Here is a 19,264-nt window from a genome sequence, read left to right as displayed (position 1 = left end):
TTACACCACGATGTTGATCAGCTTGCCCGGCACGACGATGACCTTCTTCGGCGTCCCCTCGACAAACTTCTGCACCGCTTCGGACGCCAGCGCGGCCGCCTCGATGGCCGCCTTGTCGGCTTCCTTCGGCACCTTGACCGAGCCGCGCAGCTTGCCGTTCACCTGGATCATCAGCTCGATCTCGGACTGTTCCAGCGCTTGCGGATCGACTTCCGGCCACTGCACGTTCAGGATGTCGCCATAGGCCTGGGCATAGCCCAGGTCCTGCCACAGCGCGTGGGTGATGTGCGGCGAGACCGGGTTCAGCAGGCGCAGGAAGATCGAGAAGCCTTCGGCGATCACGGCGTTGCTGGCGACGTTGTCTTCCAGCTTGCTTGATTCCAGGGTATTCAGCATCTTCATGCAGGCCGACACCACGGTGTTGTACTGGATGCGCTTGAGGTCGTAGTCGGCCTGCTGCAGCACCTTGTGGACTTCACGGCGCAGGGTCTTCTGGGCGTCATCGAGCGTGCCTTCCTGCTTGCCGGCCAGGGCAGCGGCGATGCGCTCGCGCTGCGCATAGCCGTAGGCCCACACGCGGCGCAGGAAGCGGCTGGCGCCTTCGACGCCGCTGTTCGACCATTCCAGGGTCTGTTCCGGCGGCGAGGCGAACATGGTGAACAGGCGCGCGGTGTCGGCGCCGTACTGCTCGATCTGCGCTTGCGGGTCGATGCCGTTGTTCTTCGACTTCGACATCTTCTCGGTGCCGCCCAGGACCACCGGCTGGCCGTCGGCCTTCAGGATGGCGCTTTGCGGACGGCCCTTGTCATCGAAAGTGAGTTCCACGTCGGCCGGGTTGAACCAGGTCTTCTTGCCCGACGCGTCCTCGCGGTAATAGGTCTCGTTCAGCACCATGCCCTGGGTCAGCAGGTTGACGAAAGGCTCGTCGAACTTGACCAGGCCGAAGTCGCGCATGACCTTGGTCCAGAAGCGCGCGTACAGCAGGTGCATGACGGCGTGCTCGATGCCGCCGATGTACTGGTCCATCGGCATCCAGTAATCGTTGCGCGCGTCGACCATGGCCTCGTTGGAGCCCGGCGAGGTATAGCGCATGTAGTACCAGGACGAATCGATGAAGGTGTCCATCGTGTCGGTCTCGCGGCGCGCCGGCTTGCCGCACTTGGGGCAGTCGCACTTGAGGAAGGCTTCGTCCTTGTTCAGGGGGTTGCCGGTGCCGTCCGGGACCAGGTGTTCCGGCAGCACGACCGGCAGGTCCTGTTCCGGGACCGGGACCGCGCCGCACTCGCCGCAGTGGATCATGGGGATCGGGGTGCCCCAGTAGCGCTGGCGCGAGATGCCCCAGTCGCGCAGGCGGAAGGTGGTTTTCTTCTCGCCCAGGCCCTGGCCCGCCAGGTCGCCCGCCACGGCATTCACGGCGGCGGTGTAGTCCAGGCCGTCGTACTTGCCCGAGTTGATGGTCTTGCCCTGCTCCTTGTCGCCGTACCACTCCTGCCAGCCGTCGAGCGAGAATTCCTGGCCTTCGACGGCCACCACCTGCTTGATCGGCAGGTCGTACTTCTTGGCGAAGCCGAAGTCGCGCTCGTCGTGCGCCGGCACGCCCATCACGGCGCCGTCGCCGTAGGTCATGAGGACGTAGTTGCCGACCCAGACCGGCACCTGCTCGCCGGTCACCGGATGGGTGACGGTGAGGCCGGTCGGCATGCCTTTCTTTTCCATCGTCGCCATGTCGGCTTCGATCACGGAGCCCAGCTTGCACTCGGCGATGAAGGCGGCCAGCTCGGGATTGTTCTTCGCGGCGTGCTGGGCCAGCGGGTGTTCCGCCGCCACGGCGCAGAAGGTCACGCCCATGATGGTGTCGGCGCGGGTGGTGAAGACGTACAATTTGCCGTCGTTGATCAGCTCACCGGCTTCGTCCATGATCACGTGCGGGAAGGCGAAGCGCACGCCGGTCGACTTGCCGATCCAGTTGGCCTGCATCACGCGCACGCGTTCCGGCCAGCCCGGCAGCTTGTTGTCGACGTAGTCCAGCAGTTCGTCCGCGTACTCGGTGATGCGCACATAGTACATCGGGATCTCGCGCTTCTCGATCAGCGCGCCCGAACGCCAGCCGCGGCCGTCCACTACCTGCTCGTTGGCCAGCACGGTCTGGTCCACCGGGTCCCAGTTCACGGTGCCGGTCTTCTGGTAGATGATGCCTTTCTCGAGCATCTTGAGGAACATCCACTGGTTCCACTTGTAGTATTCCGGCTTGCAAGCGGTCATCTCGCGCGACCAGTCGATGGCCAGGCCCATCGACTCCATCTGCTTCTTCATGTGCGCGATGTTCGAGTAGGTCCACTCCGCCGGCGGCACGTTGTTGGCCATCGCGGCGTTCTCCGCCGGCATGCCGAAGGCGTCCCAGCCCATCGGCATCAGGACGTTGTAGCCGTTCATGCGCAGGTAGCGGTACATCACGTCGTTGATCGTATAGTTGCGCACGTGACCCATGTGCAGCTTGCCCGACGGGTAAGGCAGCATCGAGCAGGCGTAGTACTTGCCTTTTGGGAAACGCGGGTCGTTCTCGACGGCCTTGTAGGCGTCGATCGACTTCCAGTAGGCCTGGGCGGCCTGTTCGACTTCGGCTGGACTATATTTTTCTTGCATGATTTCTTGCGGACGTGGAGGGTGGAACAGAACATTATACTGGTTCATTTTGCACTGCGGCGAAGTGCGGTGCCGCTATGTAACCAGTTGATTGGTATTGCTTTTAAGGCCACAGACGCTAAAACGTCATCCCCGCGAAGGCGGGGATGACGGTTTTTGGGCTGGCGGCGGGTGTCGAGGCCGCGGGCCGGTGTGGATCTGGCGGCCGATTCAGCGCAGCACCAGCTCCAGCGCCGGCTTCTCGCCATAATCCTCATAGCGCTCGTTGATGCCGCCGATGCAGAAGGCGAGCTCCTCCAGCAGGTCCGGCACGGCCGCCTTCATCTTCTCCGCATCGGCGATGACCACCTCCAGCACCTCGTTCGGCTTGAGCCGGAACTTGGTCATGTTCTCTTCGTCGCGCAGGTAACTCATGCAGTCCACCCAGGCGTCGATGGAATCGGTGTAGGACGCGGGAAAGCCGAATGCGCGCCGGCTCTCGGCGTGGAAGGAGGCCTCGTCGACGATGGCCGCGCCGTTCAGTTCAGCGACTGCCATGTCAAGCCTTCAGGCCGAGCACGTCCTGCATGTCGTACAGGCCGTTCTGTTTGCCCGCCAGGAAGCGCGCCGCGCGTAGCGAGCCGTGGGCGTAGGTCACGCGGCTGCTCGACTTGTGGCTGATCTCGATGCGCTCGCCGGTGCCGAGGAACATGACAGTGTGGTCGCCCACCACGTCGCCGCCGCGCACGGTGGCGAAGCCGATGGTCGACGGGTCGCGCTCGCCGGTCACGCCTTCGCGGCCGTAGACGGCGCAGTCCTTCAGGTCGCGTCCCAGCGCATCGGCGATCACTTCGCCCATCTTGAGCGCGGTGCCCGAGGGTGCATCGACCTTGTGGCGGTGGTGCGCTTCGACGATCTCGATGTCGTAGCCTTCCGAGAAGCTTTTCGCCGCCATCTCCAGCAGCTTGAGGGTGACGTTCACGCCCACGCTCATGTTGGGGGCGAACACCACCGCGGTGCGTTCGGCGGCGGCGCGGATCGCGGCCTTGCCGGCCTCGTCGAAGCCGGTGGTGCCGATCACCATCTGCTTGCCGTGGGCGGCGCAGTATGCGAGGTGATGCAGGGTGCCTTCCGGGCGGGTGAAGTCGATCAGGACGTCGGCCTGGTCCAGCGCGGCGGCCAGGTCGGACTGGATGATCACGCCGGTCAGCTGGCCGGCGAAGGCGCCGGCGTCCATGCCGATGGCCGGCGAACCGGCGACGTCGAGCGCGCCCGCCAGTTCGGCGTCGGGCGCGGTCTGGATCGCTTCGATCAGCATGCGGCCCATGCGGCCGCTGGCGCCGGCGACAGCGATCTTCAGGCTTGCGCTCATGGCTGCACCACGGGCGCGCCGCCGACCTTGGCCGGTTCGACCGGACGGGTCTCCGGCTTGGCCTTGGTGCTCTTGGCCGGGCCGGCGATGCGGTCGATGTAGTCGCGCTCGCTCGGCAGGTTGCCGCCTTCGAAGCGTTCGACCACGTCGTTCTTGAAGTAGACGGTGACGCGGCTGGTGGTCAGCTCGCCGTTGCCGCGCGCGAGGTAGAAGGGATAGTCCCAGCGGTCGGCGTGGAAGGCATCGGTCAGCAGCGGGCTGCCGAGGATGAAGCGCACCTGGTCGCGGGTCTGGCCGACCTTCAGCTGGGCCAGCATCTCTTGCGAGACGAAGTTACCCTGCTGGATGTCCGGGCGGTAGGGCGAGAACACCCACAGGAATTTCTGCAGCTTGGTGACCTGGGTGGTCTGCGCGCCGGCATTGGCGGCCGCGGCCGATTTCTCGGCGGCGGCGGCGCTTGCGGCCGGATCCGTGTTCACCGGCGCCGCCGGACGCGTCTGGTTACGCCAGCTGGCGCAGCCGGACAGCATCAGGGTGCACGCGAGGCCTGCCGCGAGTGCAGCCTTGGCGGAGAATCGATGAAAAACGGCATGGTTGACGCGCATAGATAACCTCAAATCGTTTGAGCGGGAGCTCCAAAACGCTATATCATAAAGCACTCCGCCAAACTACGAGCAACAAACATGAGTAACAACCCCACCGACCTGAAGGCCAGCGGCCTGAAGGCAACCCTGCCGCGACTGAAAATCCTGGAAATCTTCCAGAACAGCGAAGTGCGGCACCTGACGGCGGAAGACGTCTACAAGATCCTGCTGGCCGATAACATGGACGTGGGCCTGGCGACCGTCTACCGGGTCCTGACCCAGTTCGAGCAGGCCGGCCTGCTCAACCGCAACCACTTCGAAACCGGCAAGGCGATCTACGAGCTGAACGCCGGCTCCCACCACGACCACCTGGTGTGCCTCGATTGCGGGCATGTCGAGGAGTTCTACGACGAAGAGATCGAATCGCGCCAGCACAAGGTGGCGACCGAGCGCGGGTTCAAGATCGCGGAGCATGCGCTGGCGATCTACGGCAACTGCGTGAAGGTGAATTGTCCGAGGAAGCAGTAAATACGGCTTGCGGTGCAAGGATGTGTTGTCGGCTGATCGACGAACTTGGGTTCCGGCCTTCGCCGGAACGACGGTTTTTAGGCAGGTGGTACAGAATGCTGATCGTAGCCCGCAGCCCTAAGACCGTCATCCCGGCGAAGGCCGGGATCCAAGTTCGCAGCACGCCGCGAACGCGTGCTTTTTTTACGGCTGGCTCAGCGCGTTGGACAACAACTTCGCCGTAATATCCACAATCGGAATCACCCGCTCGTACGCCATCCGCGTCGGCCCGATCACTCCCAGCGTCCCCACGATCCGCCCGTTCACCTCATAAGGCGCGGTCACCACGCTCATCTCGTCCATCGGCACCAGCTTCGACTCGCCGCCGATGAAGATCTGCACGCCGCCCGCCTTGCTGGACACGTCCAGCAGCTGCATCAGGCCGGTCTTCTGCTCGAACATCTCGAACATCTGGCGCAGGGACGTCATGTTGGAGGACAGGTCGGACACCGACAGCAGGTTGCGCTCGCCCGAGATCACCATGTCGTCGCCCTCGGCCATCGCCTCGCTGCCAGCCTCCACGGCTGCCTGCATCAGGCTGCCCATGTCGTCGCGCAGCTGGCGCAGTTCGCCAGTCAGGCGGGCGCGCACTTCGTCGAAAGTCAGGCCGGCATAGTTCTGGTTCAGGTAGTTGGCCGACTGGGTCAGCTGGCCAGGCGTGTAGTCGACGTCGGTCAGGAGCAGGCGGTTCTGCACATCGCCGCGCGGATCGACGATCACCAGCAGGATGCGTTTCTCGGACAGGCGCAGGAATTCGATCTGCTGGAACACCGATTCGCGGCGCGGGCTTTGCACCACGCCGGCGAACTGCGACAGAGAGGACAGCATCTGGGCCGCGTTGGCGATGAGCTTCTGCGGCTGCTGCACCGGCAGGCGCATGCGCTCGGCGGCGACGGCCTGCTCGTCGAGGTGTTGCACCGTCAGCAGGGTATCCACGAACAGGCGGTAGCCGCGCGGCGTCGGGATGCGGCCGGCCGAGGTGTGCGGGCTGGCCACGTAGCCCATCTCCTCGAGGTCCGCCATGATGTTGCGAATCGTGGCCGGCGACAGGTCCAGGCCGGAGATCTTCGACAGCGCACGCGAGCCTACCGGCTGGCCGTCGGCGATATAGCGTTCGACCAGCGCTTTGAGCAGGGTTTGGGCACGGTTATCGAGTTGCATGATTCCTGGAAGCAAAAGAGTTGCTGCCTATATTATAGATAGGTGGGGACGCGGCGCCGCAACTGCAAGCCTGCGCAAGGCCGGGTATGCGCCTGCTCAAACCGGATTCAGGCATGTTCGCGCTTGAGCCAGTCGATGAGTTCGTCCAGGCTCGTCACTTCGGCGTCGGGCTCGACCAGGTGGGGTATCGGGTTGCGCTTGCCCACCCGGTTCATCCAGACGGCGCGCAGTCCGGCGCGCTGGGCGCCCTGGACGTCGAGCAGGAGGTCGTCGCCCACGTACACGGCCTCGGAAAAGCGCACGCCGAGCGCCGTGCAAGCGGCCTGGAAGATCTCGGGAGCGGGCTTGGCCTTGCCGAACTGGTGGGCGGCCACCGAGGCGTGGAAGTGGCGCGCCAGGCCGATGGTCTCCAGGTCGGCGTTGCCGTTCGTTACGGAGCCGATCAGCACCCGGTTCTTCAGGCGCAGCAGGCCGGGCACCACGTCGTCGTAGGGAATCACGGCATTGCGCGCGGCGAAGAACTCGACCATGGCCAGCTCCACCTTGCCGGTATCCTCGCCCGCCTGCTCGAAGGCGGCGATCAGGCCGGCGCGGCGCAGCGCGCCCAGGTCGAGCTGGAATTCGGGGCGGCTGGCCAGCAGTTCCAGGCGCGCCTGGCGCAGGGTCTCGATCGTGTATTGCTGCGCCACGCGCGGCGCATGCTCGGCCAGCCAGGCATACAAGATCTTTTCCGCTTCGATGATGACGGGCGCGATCGGCCACAAGGTGTCGTCAAGATCGAACAGAACGGCTTTCGGCCAGGGTTTCGTCATGGTGCGCGGGGTTGAAGGTGTCGCCCCAAGCATAACGAGCCGTTCCTTGAAAATCAATCGCATACAGACGTCGTTACACCCCGATACAAAGGCAAATGGACCAGCAGCTTGCCAAATGGACTAAAATGTTGGGCGATTTTGTCTATCTATCCGCGCAACGCGCTTTCCCGTCCGAATATTGTGGAGTAAGTACATGAAGAGTTCCAAACTGCGTGCCGGCGCCGTGCTGGCTTGCACGCTCGCGCTGACCGCCTGCGGCGGCGGCGACGATGGCCAGCTTGCCATTGGCGGCAGCTTTTCCGGCGTGACCAAGACCGGCCTGGTGCTGACCAATAATGGCGGCTCGGACTACGCGGTCGTCCCGACCACCAGCGGTGTCGGCAACTGGTTCTTCCCGAACCTGGTGGAAACCGACTCCAAGTACAACGTCGAAGTCAAGAGCAAGCCGGACAACGTGGAAACCTGCCAGGTCATCGCCCCCACCGGACGCGCCGTATTCGCGACCAACCGCGTGGATGTTGCCTGCACCTTCAAGAAGCACGACCTGGGCGGCAGCGTCGCCAACCTGAAGGGTGAGCTGGTGCTGGTCAACGGCGCCGACAAGGTTACCATTCCAGCCGGCGCGACCAGCTTCGCCATGGCCAAGGTGCCGCAGGACGGCGTCTATGGCATCGCCATCCTGACCCAGCCGGCCGGCCAGACCTGCACGATCGCCAACGCCAGCGGCACCATGGGCGCCGCCGCCATCAACAACGTGGCCGTCACCTGCACCCCGTAAATTCTCCTGGAGTCATTCAATGAAGTCTTTCCCGATTCGTCCGGCGCTCGCGCTGGCGCTGGCCCTGGGTCTGTCCGCCTGCGGCGGCGGTAGCGGCAAGGCCGAGTTCACGGTGGCCGGCACCGTCACCGGCCTGGCCTACCAGGGCCTGGTCCTGACGACCAACGGCATGGAAGTCGCCGTTGCCCCGCCCACCACGGCCGGCGCCAACGTCAGCTACGCCTTCCCGAACAAGCTGGAGTATGGCGACGAATACAACGTCCAGTTCAAGCAGCAGCCGCAACACCAGACCTGCGGGTTCCAGAACGGCTACGAGCCGATCAACAAGAACACGGCCGGCCGCCTGGCAAGCATCAACGTCATCGTCAACTGCGCGGTGAACTCCTACACCATCGGCGGCAAGATCACCGGCCTGACGGTGGACGGCCTGGTGCTGGCCAACGGCAGCACCGGTGGCACCTTGACCCTGACCAAGGCGACGACCTCGGCCGCGGTCGACTACCAGATGCCGGTGGCAGTGAACTATGGCGTGACCTACGGCGTGACCGTGATCACCAACCCTGCCGGCCTGAACTGCACCGTCGCCAACGCGACCGGCGTGATGGGCGACGCCAAGGTGGAGAACATCAACATCACCTGCGTGCCGCGCACCTGAGAGACATTCACAATTCTGATGTCGAGTATTCGAAAGGGAAATTGGACTTATATGCTGTAACGCAGCATACTTGCTCCTGTCTCCTCCAACTCTCCTCAGAAAAGAATTGGATTTAAGCCCGCCTCAACAGCGGGCTTTTTTTTCGTCCGCTGGCGCGCCGGCAGGATTCAGCGGGCGGCGCTCACCTTCACCACGGCCACCTTGACCATGCCGACCGAGACCTGGGCGGCGTAGCTGTCCGAGGCTTTCTCGGTGGCGGCGACCGCGTAGCTGCTGCCGCTGACAACGATCAGGGCTGCGAGGAAGATGGCTTCCATGTTCTTGAGGACGTTCATGATGTGCTCCTTCGGGTAAGTGGTAAGCCGGATCGGCTGTCGATGGATGCACTATAGGAAAAGCGGCCGCGGGGCTCCAGCGGTGTGCGATGGACTGCGAAAAAGGTGGGGTGGAAGGCCGAAAAAGCGCGATGGCGCGCGCTTGTGCGGCGCAATAAGCCAGCCATTGAGGCCTGGCCGTAGGGTTTGGCGGCTATGCTGCCGACGCGACAATTGTTGACGGTCGAATCGGCGGTACGGATGATCCGGCGGCGCGTATCGAGGCGGCGGAGCCGCCAACCCTGCGGTGAGTACGGTATTTCAGAGCAGGTTGGTCAGCGCCACATACTGCTCCAGCGTCACCGCCTCCGGACGGGCGCCCGGATCGATGCCGGCTTCGACCAGCTGGGCCTCGGTGAACATGCCGGCCACGCAGTTGCGGATCACCTTGCGGCGCTGCGAGAAGGCCTTGGCGACCACCTGTTCCAGCCTGGCGCCGTCGACGGCCAGCCGTTCGCGCTTGGGGATCATGCGCACGATCGCCGAATCCACCTGCGGCGGCGGGTCGAAGGCGGTCGGCGGCACGATGAACAGCAGCTCCATGTCGTAGCGCCACTGCAGCATCACGCTCAGGCGGCTGTAGGCCTTGGTGCCCGGCTCGGCCACCATGCGCTCCACCACTTCCTTCTGCAGCATGAAATGCTGGTCCTCGACCAGGGGCGCGAACTCGGCCAGGTGGAACAGCAGCGGGCTGGAGATGTTGTACGGCAGGTTGCCGACCACGCGCAGCTTCTGCCCTTCCGGCACCGGGATCGCGCCGAAATCGAACTTGAGCGCGTCGCCCGAGTGGACCGTGAGGCGCTCGCGCGGATAGGCTTTTTCCAGGCGCGCCACCAGGTCGCGGTCCAGCTCCACCACGTGCATGTGGTCGAGTTCCTTGAGCAGCAGCGCCGTCATCGCAGCCAGGCCCGGGCCGATCTCGACCATCGCCTGGCCGCGGCGCGGCCCGATGGCGTCGATGATGTTGTTCAGGACGTTGGCGTCGGTCAGGAAGTTCTGGCCGAAGCGCTTGCGTGCGACGTGTTTCATGAATGCTTTCTTATGGATTCTTTGATGAGGCGGCGACCATGAGCGTGGCGGCGCGGATCGCCTCTTCCATGCTGCCGCAGTCGGCCCGACCCAGTCCCTGGGCCGCCAGGTCGAGCGCGGTGCCGTGGTCGACCGAGGTGCGGATCAAGGGAAGGCCGAGGGTGACGTTGATGCCGCGCCCGAAGGTGGCGTACTTCAGCACCGGCAGACCCTGGTCGTGGTACATCGCCAGCACGCAGTCGGCGTCCTTCAGGTAGCGCGGCTGGAACAGGGTGTCGGCCGGATACGGGCCGCGCGCGTCGATGCCGCGGGCGCGCGCCCCCGCCAGGACCGGGGCGATGACCTCGATCTCCTCGCGGCCCAGGTAGCCGTTCTCGCCCGCATGCGGGTTCAGGCCGGTCACCAGGATCACGGGCGCCGCGATGCCGAACTTGGCGCGCAGGTCGGCGTCGATGATGTCGATCACCTGGGCCAGGCTGTCCGGCGTCAGCGCCGCCGACACGTCCTTGAGCGGCAGGTGGGTGGTGGCCAGGGCCACGCGCAAATAGGGCTGGCCGTTCCCTGGCGCGCCGGCCAGCATCATGACCACCTTGGGGGTGCCGGTTTTCTCGGCCAGGTATTCGGTGTGGCCGGAAAAGGCGATGCCGGCGTCGTTGATGGTGCTCTTCTGGAGCGGCGCGGTGACGATGGCGTCGAACCAGCCCTGCCCCACGCCTTCGATCGCCAGGTCGAGCGTGGCCAGCACCGCGCGGCCGTTCTCGGCGTCCAGCTTGCCGGGCACCACGTGGGCCGCCAGCGGCACGTCGATCACGGCCAGGCGCTCCGTGCCGAAATGCGGCAGGCCGCCATTGCGCAGGGCCTGGGTCGACAGCGCCGACAGGCGGATGCCTGGATCGATCAGGCTGGCGGTGAGCGCCAGGAAGGCGGCGTCGCCGACCAGCACGCAGTTGGCCTGCTGGCGCAGCGCCCACGCCGCCCTGATCGCGATCTCGGGACCGATGCCGGCCGGTTCGCCGACCGTGACGGCAAGCGTCGGCCGGGGCGCGAGCGGCGCGGCCATGGGTTTACTGCTCCTCGCGGAACTCGACGTAGGCGCGGTCGCGGATCTGGCGCAGCCAGTCTTCCATCGCTTCCTGCATCTTGCGCTCGCGGATGACGTTGCGCGCCTGGGCGCGCTCCTTCTGCTGGGTCACGTCCTGGCTCTTGCGCTCGGCCACCTGGATCAGGTGGAAGCCGAACTGCGACTGCACCACGTCCGAGACTTCGCCCGGCTTGAGGGCGTTCATGGCGTTCTCGAACTCGGGCACGGTGTCGCCCGGCTCCAGCCAGCCCAGTTCACCACCCTTGCTGGCCGAACCGTCCTGCGAGTGCAGGCGCGCCAGTTCCTCGAAGGTGGCGGCGTTATTGGCCATCTTTTCCTTCAGTTCCAGCAGCTTGCGCTTGACCTCGCCCTCGGTCATGGTCGGCGTCGGCTTGATCAGGATGTGGCGCGCGCGGGTCTGCTGCACCACCGCCTTGTCGGTCGACTCGGCCAGCGAGCGCTTGTTGCCCATCTTGAGGATGTGGAAGCCGACATTGGTCTTGATGATCGGGGTGATCTGGCCCGGCTGCAACTTGCGCAGTTCATTGGCGAACAGCGGCGGCAGGCGGTCCGGGTCGCGCCAGCCGATCTCGCCGCCCTTCAGGGCGTCCGGGGCATCGGAATAGGTGGCGGCGGCCTTGGCGAAGTCGGCGCCGGTGCGCAGCTGGCGCGCCACTTCCTCGGCGCGCGCGCGGCGCGCGGCGATCTGCTCGGGCGAGGCGTTCTCGGGCACGCGCACCAGGATCTGGGCGATCTCCATCTCGACCTTGTCGGCGGCGGCGGTCTTGGCGGCCGCCAGGTAGGTATCGATCTCGGCTTCGGAAATCTGGATCTTGCTGTCGACCTCGTGCTCGCGCAGGCGCTGCAGCATGATCTCGTTGCGTACGTCTTCGCGGAACTGGGCGAAGGTCATGCCTTCCTTTTCCATCTGGTTGCGCATCTGCTGCACCGACATCTGCTGGCCTTCGGCGATGCGGCCGATGGTGGCGTCCAGGGTGCGGTCGTCGACGCGCACGCCCATTTCCTTGGCCAGCTGGACCTGGGCGCGTTCGACGATCATCGACTCGACCACCTGGCGCTCCAGGGTGGCCTGGTCCGGCAGCTGGGCGTTGCGCGCCTTCAGGTTCTGCGCGACCTGGGCCACGCGGCCCGCCACTTCGTTCTTCGTGATCACTTCGTCATTGACGACGACGTGGATCGAATCGATCACCTTGGCGTTGCTGGACGCCGGCGGCAGGAAGCCGCTGCCCGGCTTGGCGGCGGCCGCTGGAGTTGCCTGCGCGGCCTGGCCGGATTGGGCCAGGGCCTGGCCGGTAGTGAGCGCGCACAGCAGCGCCGCGGCGAGCGAGAGGGCTCGCGTGTTCTTGTGCAAACGGGTAGTACGCATCATCTGGAAAGCACTCATTCAGGATGTTTCAATCACGGGCGGCCGACGTTCGAATTCAGCCGCGTATAGCCCGGGATGCTCTTGTTGAACGTCTCGAGCGGGTTGTTGCCCAAGCTGAGGCGCGACAGGCCGGTGAGCTCGAGCTGGAAGAAGATCGGCGTCGACGTGGTCTGGGCCGCGGTCACGAAACGCTGCGCCCCCATCCGGAGCACCCAGCAATCGGCCTTGTACTCGAGACCGATCAGGCTCTCGATCAGCTTGCCGCCCCGCGAGGGGTTGGTCGCCTGCCCCACGCCGTAGGACTTGAGCGCATAGCTGATCCGGCCCACGCCATACCAGCGTTGCGAGATCGGCCACTGCGCCGAGAAGTCCACGTTGCGGAAGCTGTCACGCTGATAACGGTACTCCGCGTTCACCACCTTCATCCGTCCCGGCGTCCACTGTACCCCCGCGTTCGAGCTGTACAGGCTACTGCCGGTTGCGTCGTATTGTACGCCGCTATCGAAGCTCCAGGTCTCGGAAATGCGGCCCGATGCCGCCAGCAGCACGTCCGAGCGGCTCTGGTGCCGTGCTTCGCCCGGCAGGCGCACGCGCGGCTCCTCGAAGTAGAGGCGCTGGCCGAAGGCCAGGCGCAGGCGCTCCGCGCCGTCCGCCTGGATGAAGCGCGAGACCACCGCGGCGGTCAGCTGGTTGGCGTCCGATACCCGGTCCAGGCCCACGTAGCGGTTCTCGCTGAACAGCTGGGCGTAGTTGAAGCCGGCGCGGCCGGTGTCGAACACCGGGATGTCGTCCTGGTCCTTGTACGGCGTGTAGACGTAGAACAGGCGCGGCTCCAGGGTCTGGGTGACGGCGCGCCCGAACAGCGAGCCCTCGCGCTCGAACACCATGCCGCTGTCGAGCGAGAAGGTGCCCACCGAGCGCGACACCTTGGTCGGCAGGCGGCTGCCGTCGGCGCGCAGGCCGCCGTTCGGAATGTGGTCGTAGTCGACGTCGTACTTGGCGGCGTTGGCGATCAGCTTCGGGGTGACGAACCAGCCCGGACGCACGATCGGATAGCTCAGCTGGGCCACCGCCACGGCGCGGTTGCCGCGCACCAGGTCCGGGTGCCAGAAGCGGGTCGCCTCGGCGTCCACCGCCCAGTCGAAGCCGGCCACGTCGTAGCGCCCTGCGTGGAAGTTAATCTGCGGCAGGCGGTCGTAGGGACGCGGCACCGTCAGGCTCGGATTGGTGGCCGCGGCCGGGTCCTGCAGCACCTGGTAGTTCTGGGCGCGCGCGGACAGGCTCCAGTACTGGCCGGAATAGTCGGTGCGCAGCTCGCGCAGCAGCTGGCGCTCGGCCGATGCCGAGACCGTGCGCGAGAAGTCGGACGGGTATTCGTTGTCGGATGCGCCATGCAGGTTCCAGCCATACGACCAGTTCGGGCGGATCGCCTGGTTGTGCAGCGAGTCGGCGCGCCAGCGCGTGGTATCGGTCTTGCGGTCGCTCGGCAGCACCTCGACGTGGGTCTCGCCGTTGTAGGTGGCGCCCAGGTAGCGGCCGGTCGCGCCCAGCTGCAGGCCGCGGTCGAACATCATGCGCGGGTACAGGGTCAGGTCGCGGTTGGGCGCGATGTTGACGTAATAGGGCACCATGATCTCGGCCTTGCCCTGCGAGCCGAAGCCCACCGAGGGCGGCAGCCAGCCGGAGCGGCGTTCGCCCGACAGCGAGAACGAGAGCGCGGGCGTGCCCAGGATCGGCACGTCCTTGAAATAGATGACGGTCTTGCCGGCGGTGCCGACGTCGCGCCCGGTATCCAGGCGCAGGGTGCTGGACTTCAGGTACCAGTCCGGATCGGCGCCTTCGCAGGTGCTGTAGGTGCCGTCGCGCACCACGGCCTGCTGCTCGCCGAGGAAGTCGATGCGGTCGGCGCGGCCCTGGCCGTTATTCGCCTGCAAACGGTATTGCGGATGCAGCACCCAGCCCTTGCCGGTCTCGAGGTTCAGCTGCAGCGCATCGCCCTTGTAGCGGTCGCCGAAGCGCCACATGTTGACGTTGCCGCTGGCCGTGACCTCGTCCTCGACCCGCATGTAGCAGGCGGTATCGGCGGTGAGGCCGGTCTGGCCGCGCTGGAGCTCGACGTTGCGTTCGAGGTTCAGCTGGCGGTCGGGACGGCCGTTGATCTCTTCGGCCTTGATGACGATCGGCAGATCCTGTTCTTCGGTCTGTGGCGTCGGGGGAACACTTTGCGCCCAGGCCGGCGCCGCGGCAGCGGAAACCAGTGCATAGAGCGCGAGCGTCTGCCGCGGGGGGAAAGGTTGGGCCGTAAACCAGCTCATGGACGTTCTGCGTGCACCATAAATGGCGGTATTTTTTGAATGAATCCCTTATTATAGGGGAATTACCTCAACCAACCGGATTCACCAGGCTGCTTCATGTCTTCTTTGTATCAAACCTCCCCTTCTTCCGCCGACCGGGATGCGCGCCTGGCGCAGCTGAACGCATGGCTGGCGACGACCGGCCTGGTGGACGTGGGATCCGGCCGTCCCGCCTCGGCCGACGCCAGCTTCCGCCGCTACTTCCGCTACGACGTGGCGCCCGCGCTGCGTGAAAAACTGGGCGCCACGCTGGTCGCCATGGACGCCCCGCCGGAGCGCGAGAACGTCCCCGCCTTCATCCATGTCCAGGGCCTGCTCACCGCCGCCGGCGTGAACGCCCCGGCGATCGTCGCGCGCAAGGTCGAAGACGGCTTCCTGCTGCTGTCCGACCTGGGCACCACCACCTACCTGGCGCGCCTCAACCCGGACAACGCGGCCTTCATGTACTCGGACGCGGTCGACGCCCTGATCAAGTTCCAGCTCACCAGCCAGCCGGGCGTGCTGCCCGAGTTCGACCGCGCCTTCGTGCTGCGCGAGATGAACCTGTTCCCCGAGTGGTACATCGGGCGCCACCTGAACGTGACCCTGGACGAGAAGCAGCAGGCGACGCTGGACAAGGTATTCGAGGCGATCACCGCCAACGTGCTGGCCCAGCAGCAGGTCTTCATGCACCGCGATTTCCATTCTCGCAACCTGATGTTCCTCGACCAGAACAACCCTGGCGTGCTGGACTTCCAGGACGCGGTCTACGGCCCGGTCACCTACGACCTGGCCTCGCTCCTGCGCGACGCCTATATCCAGTGGGACGAAGAGATCGTGCTGGACTGGGTGGTGCGCTATTGGCAAAGCGCCAAGCAGGTGGGCCTGCCGGTCAATCCGGACATCGACGCCTTCTACCGCGACTTCGAATTCATGGCCCTGCAGCGCCACCTGAAAATCCTCGGCATCTTCTGCCGCCTGAACTACCGCGACAACAAGCCGCACTACCTGGGCGACCTGCCGACCGTGATGGACTACGTGCGCAAGACGGCCAACCGCTATACCGAACTCAAACCGCTGCTGCGCCTGCTCGATGCGATCGAGAACAAGGGTCCGCAGGTCGGCTACACCTTCTGACGGACACGCCATGAAAGCGATGATTTTCGCCGCCGGCCGCGGCGAGCGCATGCGCCCGCTCACCGATTCCTGCCCCAAGCCCCTGCTCAAGGTGCGCGGACGCCCGATGATCACCACCCACGTGCTGAACCTGGTGCGCGCGGGGATCACCGAGATCGTCATCAACCACTCCTTCCTCGGCCACATGATCGAGGAAGAACTGGGCGACGGCAGCCGCTTCGGCGCGCGCATCGCCTATTCGCACGAGCCGACCCCGCTGGAAACCGCGGGTGGCATCGCCAACGCCCTGCACCTGCTGGGCGACGAGCCTTTCCTGGCCGTGTCGGGCGACATCTACGCGCCCTACTTCGATTTCTCGCAGGCCTTCGACGTGTTGAAGGACAAGGACATGCTGGGCATCCCTTATCCGGAAGACAAGCGCGACATCGCCTGGCTGTGGCTCACGCCCAACCCCTGGCATAACCCGGACGGCGACTTCGCGCTCGACATGTACACCCTCAGGAACGACGGGCCGTCCAAGTGGAACTTCGCCGGCATCGGCGTCTACCGTCCCGAGATGTTCGAAGGGATCAAGCCGGGCGACTTCGTCAAGTTCGGCCCCCTGATGCGCAAGTACATCGACCTGGGCCGCGTGGGCGGCGAACTGTACGAAGGCCAGTGGGTCAACGTCGGCACCGTGCGCCAGCTGGAAGAACTCAACGCGCCGCTGGGGTCGGTGGTGCGCGTCGCGCCATGACCGTGGGCCTGGCCCACTACATCGAGCGGCGCGCGCGCCTGGCCGCCCAGATGCAGCCGGGATCGGTGGCGGTGCTGGCGACCGCGCCCGAGGTGGCGCGCAACGCCGACAGCGACTACCCCTACCGCCACGACAGCTATTTCTATTACCTCACCGGTTTCACCGAGCCGGAGAGCGTGCTGGTGCTGGCCGCCGCGCAGGGCGGGCAGCCGGCGCGCTCCATCCTGTTCTGCCGCGAAAAGAACCCCGAGCGCGAGATCTGGGACGGCTTCCGCCATGGTCCCGAGGAGGCGCGCCTCCAGTTCGGCTTCGACGAAGCCTGGCCGATTGGCGAACTCGACGCCAGGATGGCGTCCCTGCTCGCCAACGTCCCCGCCCTGTACTACGCCCTCGGCCACAGCGCCGCGCTGGACGCCCAGGTGGCCGGCTGGCTCAAGGCCGTGCGCGCCCAGGGCCGCAGCGGCGTCACCGCGCCGGGCACCACCCACCACCTGTTCGGCATCCTCGACGAGATGCGCCTGCTGAAGGACGAGCACGAACAAGGCCTGATGCAGCGCGCCGCCACCATCTCGGCCCAGGCCCACGTGCGCGCCATGCGCGCGGCGCGTCCCGGCATGGCCGAGTACGAGCTCGAGGCCGAGCTGCTGCACGAATTCCGCCGCAACGGCGCCCAGTTCCCGGCCTATACGCCCATCGTGGCCTCGGGCGCGAACGCCTGCGTCCTGCACTACAACGTCAACGACCGCCGCATGCTGGACGGCGAACTGGTCCTGATCGACGCCGGCTGCGAGTTCGACGGCTACGCCGCCGACATTACCCGCACCTGGCCCGTCAACGGACGTTTTACCGAAGCGCAGCGCCGCCTGGTCGAACTGGTGCTGCAAGCGCAAGAGGCTGCCTTCGCCGCCATCGTGCCGGGCCAGCCCTACAGCGCCATGCACGACGCCGCCGTGAAGGTGCTGGCCCAGGGCATGCTCGACCTCGGCCTGCTCGGCAAGGGCAAGTTCGGCTCGGCCGATGCCGTGATCGCCGAGCGGGCCCACCAGCAGTTCTACATGCACGGCACCGGCCACTGGCTGGGCATGGACGTGCATGACGTCGGCGCCTACCGCGACGTCACGGCCGCCGGCAAGCCTTCGCGGCCGCTGCTGCCGGGCATGGCGCTGACGGTGGAGCCGGGCATCTACGTGCGCCCGGCCCCCGGCGTGCCGGAAGAGTACTGGCACATCGGCATCCGCATCGAGGACGACGTGATCGTCACCGATAAGGGCTGCCGGATCCTGACCGGCGCCGCGCCCAAGGGCGTGGACGAGATCGAAACCCTGATGCGGGAGGCCCGATGAGCGAGGCGCTGGACGTGGACGTCGCGGTGTGCGGCGCAGGGCCGGTCGGCCTGGCGCTGGCCGCCTTCCTGGTGCGCCGCGGCGTGGCGGGTGAACGCATCGTGCTCATCGACGGCAAGTCGCTGGGCCAGGCGATCTCGGACCCGCGCTCGATCGCCCTGTCCTGGGGCAGCGTGCAGCTGCTGGAGGACGTCGGCGCCTGGCCGCTGGCGGCCACGCCGATCCACCAGATCCATGTCTCGCGCCGCGGCCAGCTGGGACGCAGCCTGATGGACCGCCACGAGCACGGCTTGCCGGCCCTGGGCTACGTCACCCGCTACGGCGCGGTGGTCGACGCCCTGGCGCGCGCTGTGGAGCGCGCCGGCGTGGCCGTGCTGCGCCCGGCGCGGGTGACCTCCTTCGACGAACGGACCGACGGCGTGGAACTGCGGCTGGACGACGGCCGCACGCTCAAGGCGCAGGTGGCGGTGCAGGCCGAGGGCGGCGTGTTCGGGCAGCAGGAAGACAAATCCCGGCGCCGCGACTATGGCCAGACCGCCCTGATCGCGCGCGTGACGGTGAGCCAGCCGGCGGTCCACCGCGCTTTCGAGCGCTTCACCGACGAAGGGCCGCTGGCCCTGCTGCCGCAGGACGACGGCGACGGCCACCAGTACGCGCTGGTGTGGTGCATGCGTCCCGAGCGCGCGGTCTCGGTGCTGGAACTGGGCGACGATGGTTTCCTGGCGCAGCTGGGCGAAGCCTTCGGCGCCCGCCTGGGGCGCTTCACGGCGGTCTCGCCGCGCGTCGCCTTCCCCCTGGGCCTGAACGCGGAAGCCCGCGCCAGCGCGCGCACGGTCGCCATCGGCAACGCCGCGCAGACCCTGCACCCGGTCGCGGGCCAGGGCCTGAACCTGGGCCTGCGCGACGCCGCCGTGCTGGCCCGCGAGCTGGGCCGCGGCGCCGATTCGGCGGCCATCGGCAAGTTCATGGATGCGCGCACGCAGGACCGCAAGCTGACCATCGGCGTGACCGATGCGATGGCGCGCGCCTTCATCGGCGGCGGCCCGCTGCAGCCCCTGCTGGGCCTTGGCCTGGCGGCGCTGGATGTGGTGAAGCCGGCGCGCATGCTGCTGGCCGACCTGATGATGTACGGCCGCCGCTGATTTGATGATGCCAGCTTGCCGCAGACCGTAGGGTGGCGGCTTTGCCGCCCACGCGGGGATAGTTGACGCTCGCCAGCCCCTGCACGAAAACAGAGCCTCTACCTATCACCGCGTCGGCGGCAAAGCCGCCAACCCTACCGTAGGGGGGGGG

Annotated in this window: 18 protein-coding genes; 7 read left to right on the top strand and 11 right to left on the bottom strand. The window is 66.2% G+C overall.

The window, feature by feature from the left end; all coding sequences use genetic code 11:
* From leuS to KBW98_RS13620, 4 genes are all read right to left on the bottom strand, one after another.
* Positions 1-2,643 (bottom strand): leucine--tRNA ligase, encoded by a 2,643-nt coding sequence (leuS, locus tag KBW98_RS13635; protein WP_211520692.1) that lies wholly within the window; start codon positions 2,641-2,643, stop codon positions 1-3.
* Positions 2,644-2,853: 210 nt separating this feature from the next.
* Positions 2,854-3,180 carry a barstar family protein gene (locus tag KBW98_RS13630; RefSeq protein ID WP_211520691.1) on the bottom strand — a complete coding sequence of 109 codons (327 nt, stop codon included), beginning with the start codon at positions 3,178-3,180 and terminating at the stop codon, positions 2,854-2,856.
* Position 3,181: 1 nt separating this feature from the next.
* On the bottom strand, positions 3,182-3,994 hold the full coding sequence (gene dapB / locus KBW98_RS13625) for a 4-hydroxy-tetrahydrodipicolinate reductase (protein WP_211520690.1): 813 nt from the start codon (positions 3,992-3,994) through the stop codon (positions 3,182-3,184).
* Positions 3,991-4,599: an outer membrane protein assembly factor BamE gene (locus KBW98_RS13620; protein ID WP_211520689.1), complete on the bottom strand. Its 609-nt coding sequence runs from the start codon at positions 4,597-4,599 to the stop codon at positions 3,991-3,993. Before KBW98_RS13620 ends, dapB begins: the two co-directional genes overlap by 4 nt.
* A gap of 78 nt (positions 4,600-4,677) precedes the next feature.
* On the opposite strand from KBW98_RS13620, the gene fur reads away from it, so the two are divergent.
* On the top strand, positions 4,678-5,106 hold the full coding sequence (gene fur, locus KBW98_RS13615) for a ferric iron uptake transcriptional regulator (RefSeq protein ID WP_211520688.1): 429 nt from the start codon (positions 4,678-4,680) through the stop codon (positions 5,104-5,106).
* A gap of 183 nt (positions 5,107-5,289) precedes the next feature.
* On the opposite strand, the gene hrcA is transcribed toward fur, so the two are convergent.
* Together hrcA and KBW98_RS13605 are read right to left on the bottom strand one after the other, a co-directional pair.
* Positions 5,290-6,306: a heat-inducible transcriptional repressor HrcA gene (hrcA, locus tag KBW98_RS13610; RefSeq protein WP_211520687.1), complete on the bottom strand. Its 1,017-nt coding sequence runs from the start codon at positions 6,304-6,306 to the stop codon at positions 5,290-5,292.
* 107 nt (positions 6,307-6,413) lie between these two features.
* Complete coding sequence (locus tag KBW98_RS13605; RefSeq protein WP_211520686.1) at positions 6,414-7,118, bottom strand: HAD family hydrolase; 705 nt, start codon at positions 7,116-7,118, stop codon at positions 6,414-6,416.
* Positions 7,119-7,311: 193 nt separating this feature from the next.
* On the opposite strand from KBW98_RS13605, the gene KBW98_RS13600 reads away from it, so the two are divergent.
* Positions 7,312-7,896, top strand: a complete 585-nt coding sequence (locus KBW98_RS13600) for a hypothetical protein (RefSeq protein WP_211520685.1) — start codon at positions 7,312-7,314, stop codon at positions 7,894-7,896.
* 19 nt (positions 7,897-7,915) lie between these two features.
* A complete protein-coding gene (locus KBW98_RS13595) occupies positions 7,916-8,551 on the top strand; it encodes a hypothetical protein (RefSeq protein ID WP_211520684.1) in 636 nt (211 codons plus the stop codon).
* A 167-nt stretch (positions 8,552-8,718) separates the two neighbouring features.
* On the opposite strand, the gene KBW98_RS13590 is transcribed toward KBW98_RS13595, so the two are convergent.
* The 5 genes from KBW98_RS13590 to KBW98_RS13570 form a co-directional block, all read right to left on the bottom strand.
* Positions 8,719-8,886 carry a hypothetical protein gene (locus KBW98_RS13590; RefSeq protein ID WP_211520683.1) on the bottom strand — a complete coding sequence of 56 codons (168 nt, stop codon included), beginning with the start codon at positions 8,884-8,886 and terminating at the stop codon, positions 8,719-8,721.
* 300 nt (positions 8,887-9,186) lie between these two features.
* Positions 9,187-9,954 (bottom strand): 16S rRNA (adenine(1518)-N(6)/adenine(1519)-N(6))-dimethyltransferase RsmA, encoded by a 768-nt coding sequence (gene rsmA / locus KBW98_RS13585; RefSeq protein ID WP_211520682.1) that lies wholly within the window; start codon positions 9,952-9,954, stop codon positions 9,187-9,189.
* Between the two features lie 10 nt (positions 9,955-9,964).
* Positions 9,965-11,014: a 4-hydroxythreonine-4-phosphate dehydrogenase PdxA gene (gene pdxA / locus KBW98_RS13580; protein ID WP_211520681.1), complete on the bottom strand. Its 1,050-nt coding sequence runs from the start codon at positions 11,012-11,014 to the stop codon at positions 9,965-9,967.
* A gap of 4 nt (positions 11,015-11,018) precedes the next feature.
* Positions 11,019-12,440 (bottom strand): peptidylprolyl isomerase, encoded by a 1,422-nt coding sequence (locus KBW98_RS13575; RefSeq protein WP_229429181.1) that lies wholly within the window; start codon positions 12,438-12,440, stop codon positions 11,019-11,021.
* Between the two features lie 14 nt (positions 12,441-12,454).
* Positions 12,455-14,737 carry an LPS-assembly protein LptD gene (locus KBW98_RS13570; RefSeq protein ID WP_211520680.1) on the bottom strand — a complete coding sequence of 761 codons (2,283 nt, stop codon included), beginning with the start codon at positions 14,735-14,737 and terminating at the stop codon, positions 12,455-12,457.
* A 96-nt stretch (positions 14,738-14,833) separates the two neighbouring features.
* Here KBW98_RS13570 and KBW98_RS13565 point away from each other — a divergent pair, with 96 nt between their 5' ends.
* Genes KBW98_RS13565 through KBW98_RS13550 form a run of 4 tightly spaced genes read left to right on the top strand, consistent with a single transcriptional unit; the run spans position 14,834 to position 19,113 of the window.
* Positions 14,834-15,892 carry an aminoglycoside phosphotransferase family protein gene (locus KBW98_RS13565; protein WP_211520679.1) on the top strand — a complete coding sequence of 353 codons (1,059 nt, stop codon included), beginning with the start codon at positions 14,834-14,836 and terminating at the stop codon, positions 15,890-15,892.
* Positions 15,893-15,902: 10 nt separating this feature from the next.
* Positions 15,903-16,628, top strand: a complete 726-nt coding sequence (gene murU / locus KBW98_RS13560; protein ID WP_211520678.1) for an N-acetylmuramate alpha-1-phosphate uridylyltransferase MurU — start codon at positions 15,903-15,905, stop codon at positions 16,626-16,628.
* Complete coding sequence (gene pepP / locus KBW98_RS13555; protein WP_211520677.1) at positions 16,625-17,971, top strand: Xaa-Pro aminopeptidase; 1,347 nt, start codon at positions 16,625-16,627, stop codon at positions 17,969-17,971. Before murU ends, pepP begins: the two co-directional genes overlap by 4 nt.
* The gene (locus KBW98_RS13550; protein WP_211520676.1) at positions 17,968-19,113 is read left to right on the top strand and encodes a UbiH/UbiF/VisC/COQ6 family ubiquinone biosynthesis hydroxylase; all 1,146 of its coding nucleotides are present in this window, start codon (positions 17,968-17,970) and stop codon (positions 19,111-19,113) included. Before pepP ends, KBW98_RS13550 begins: the two co-directional genes overlap by 4 nt.
* Positions 19,114-19,264: the final 151 nt, after the last annotated feature.

This window comes from Massilia sp. ST3 (genome assembly GCF_018119405.1).
Classification (GTDB): domain Bacteria; phylum Pseudomonadota; class Gammaproteobacteria; order Burkholderiales; family Burkholderiaceae_D; genus Telluria.
Note: the sequence above shows the minus strand (reverse complement) of the source record. Positions and strands in the feature narration are given on the sequence as shown.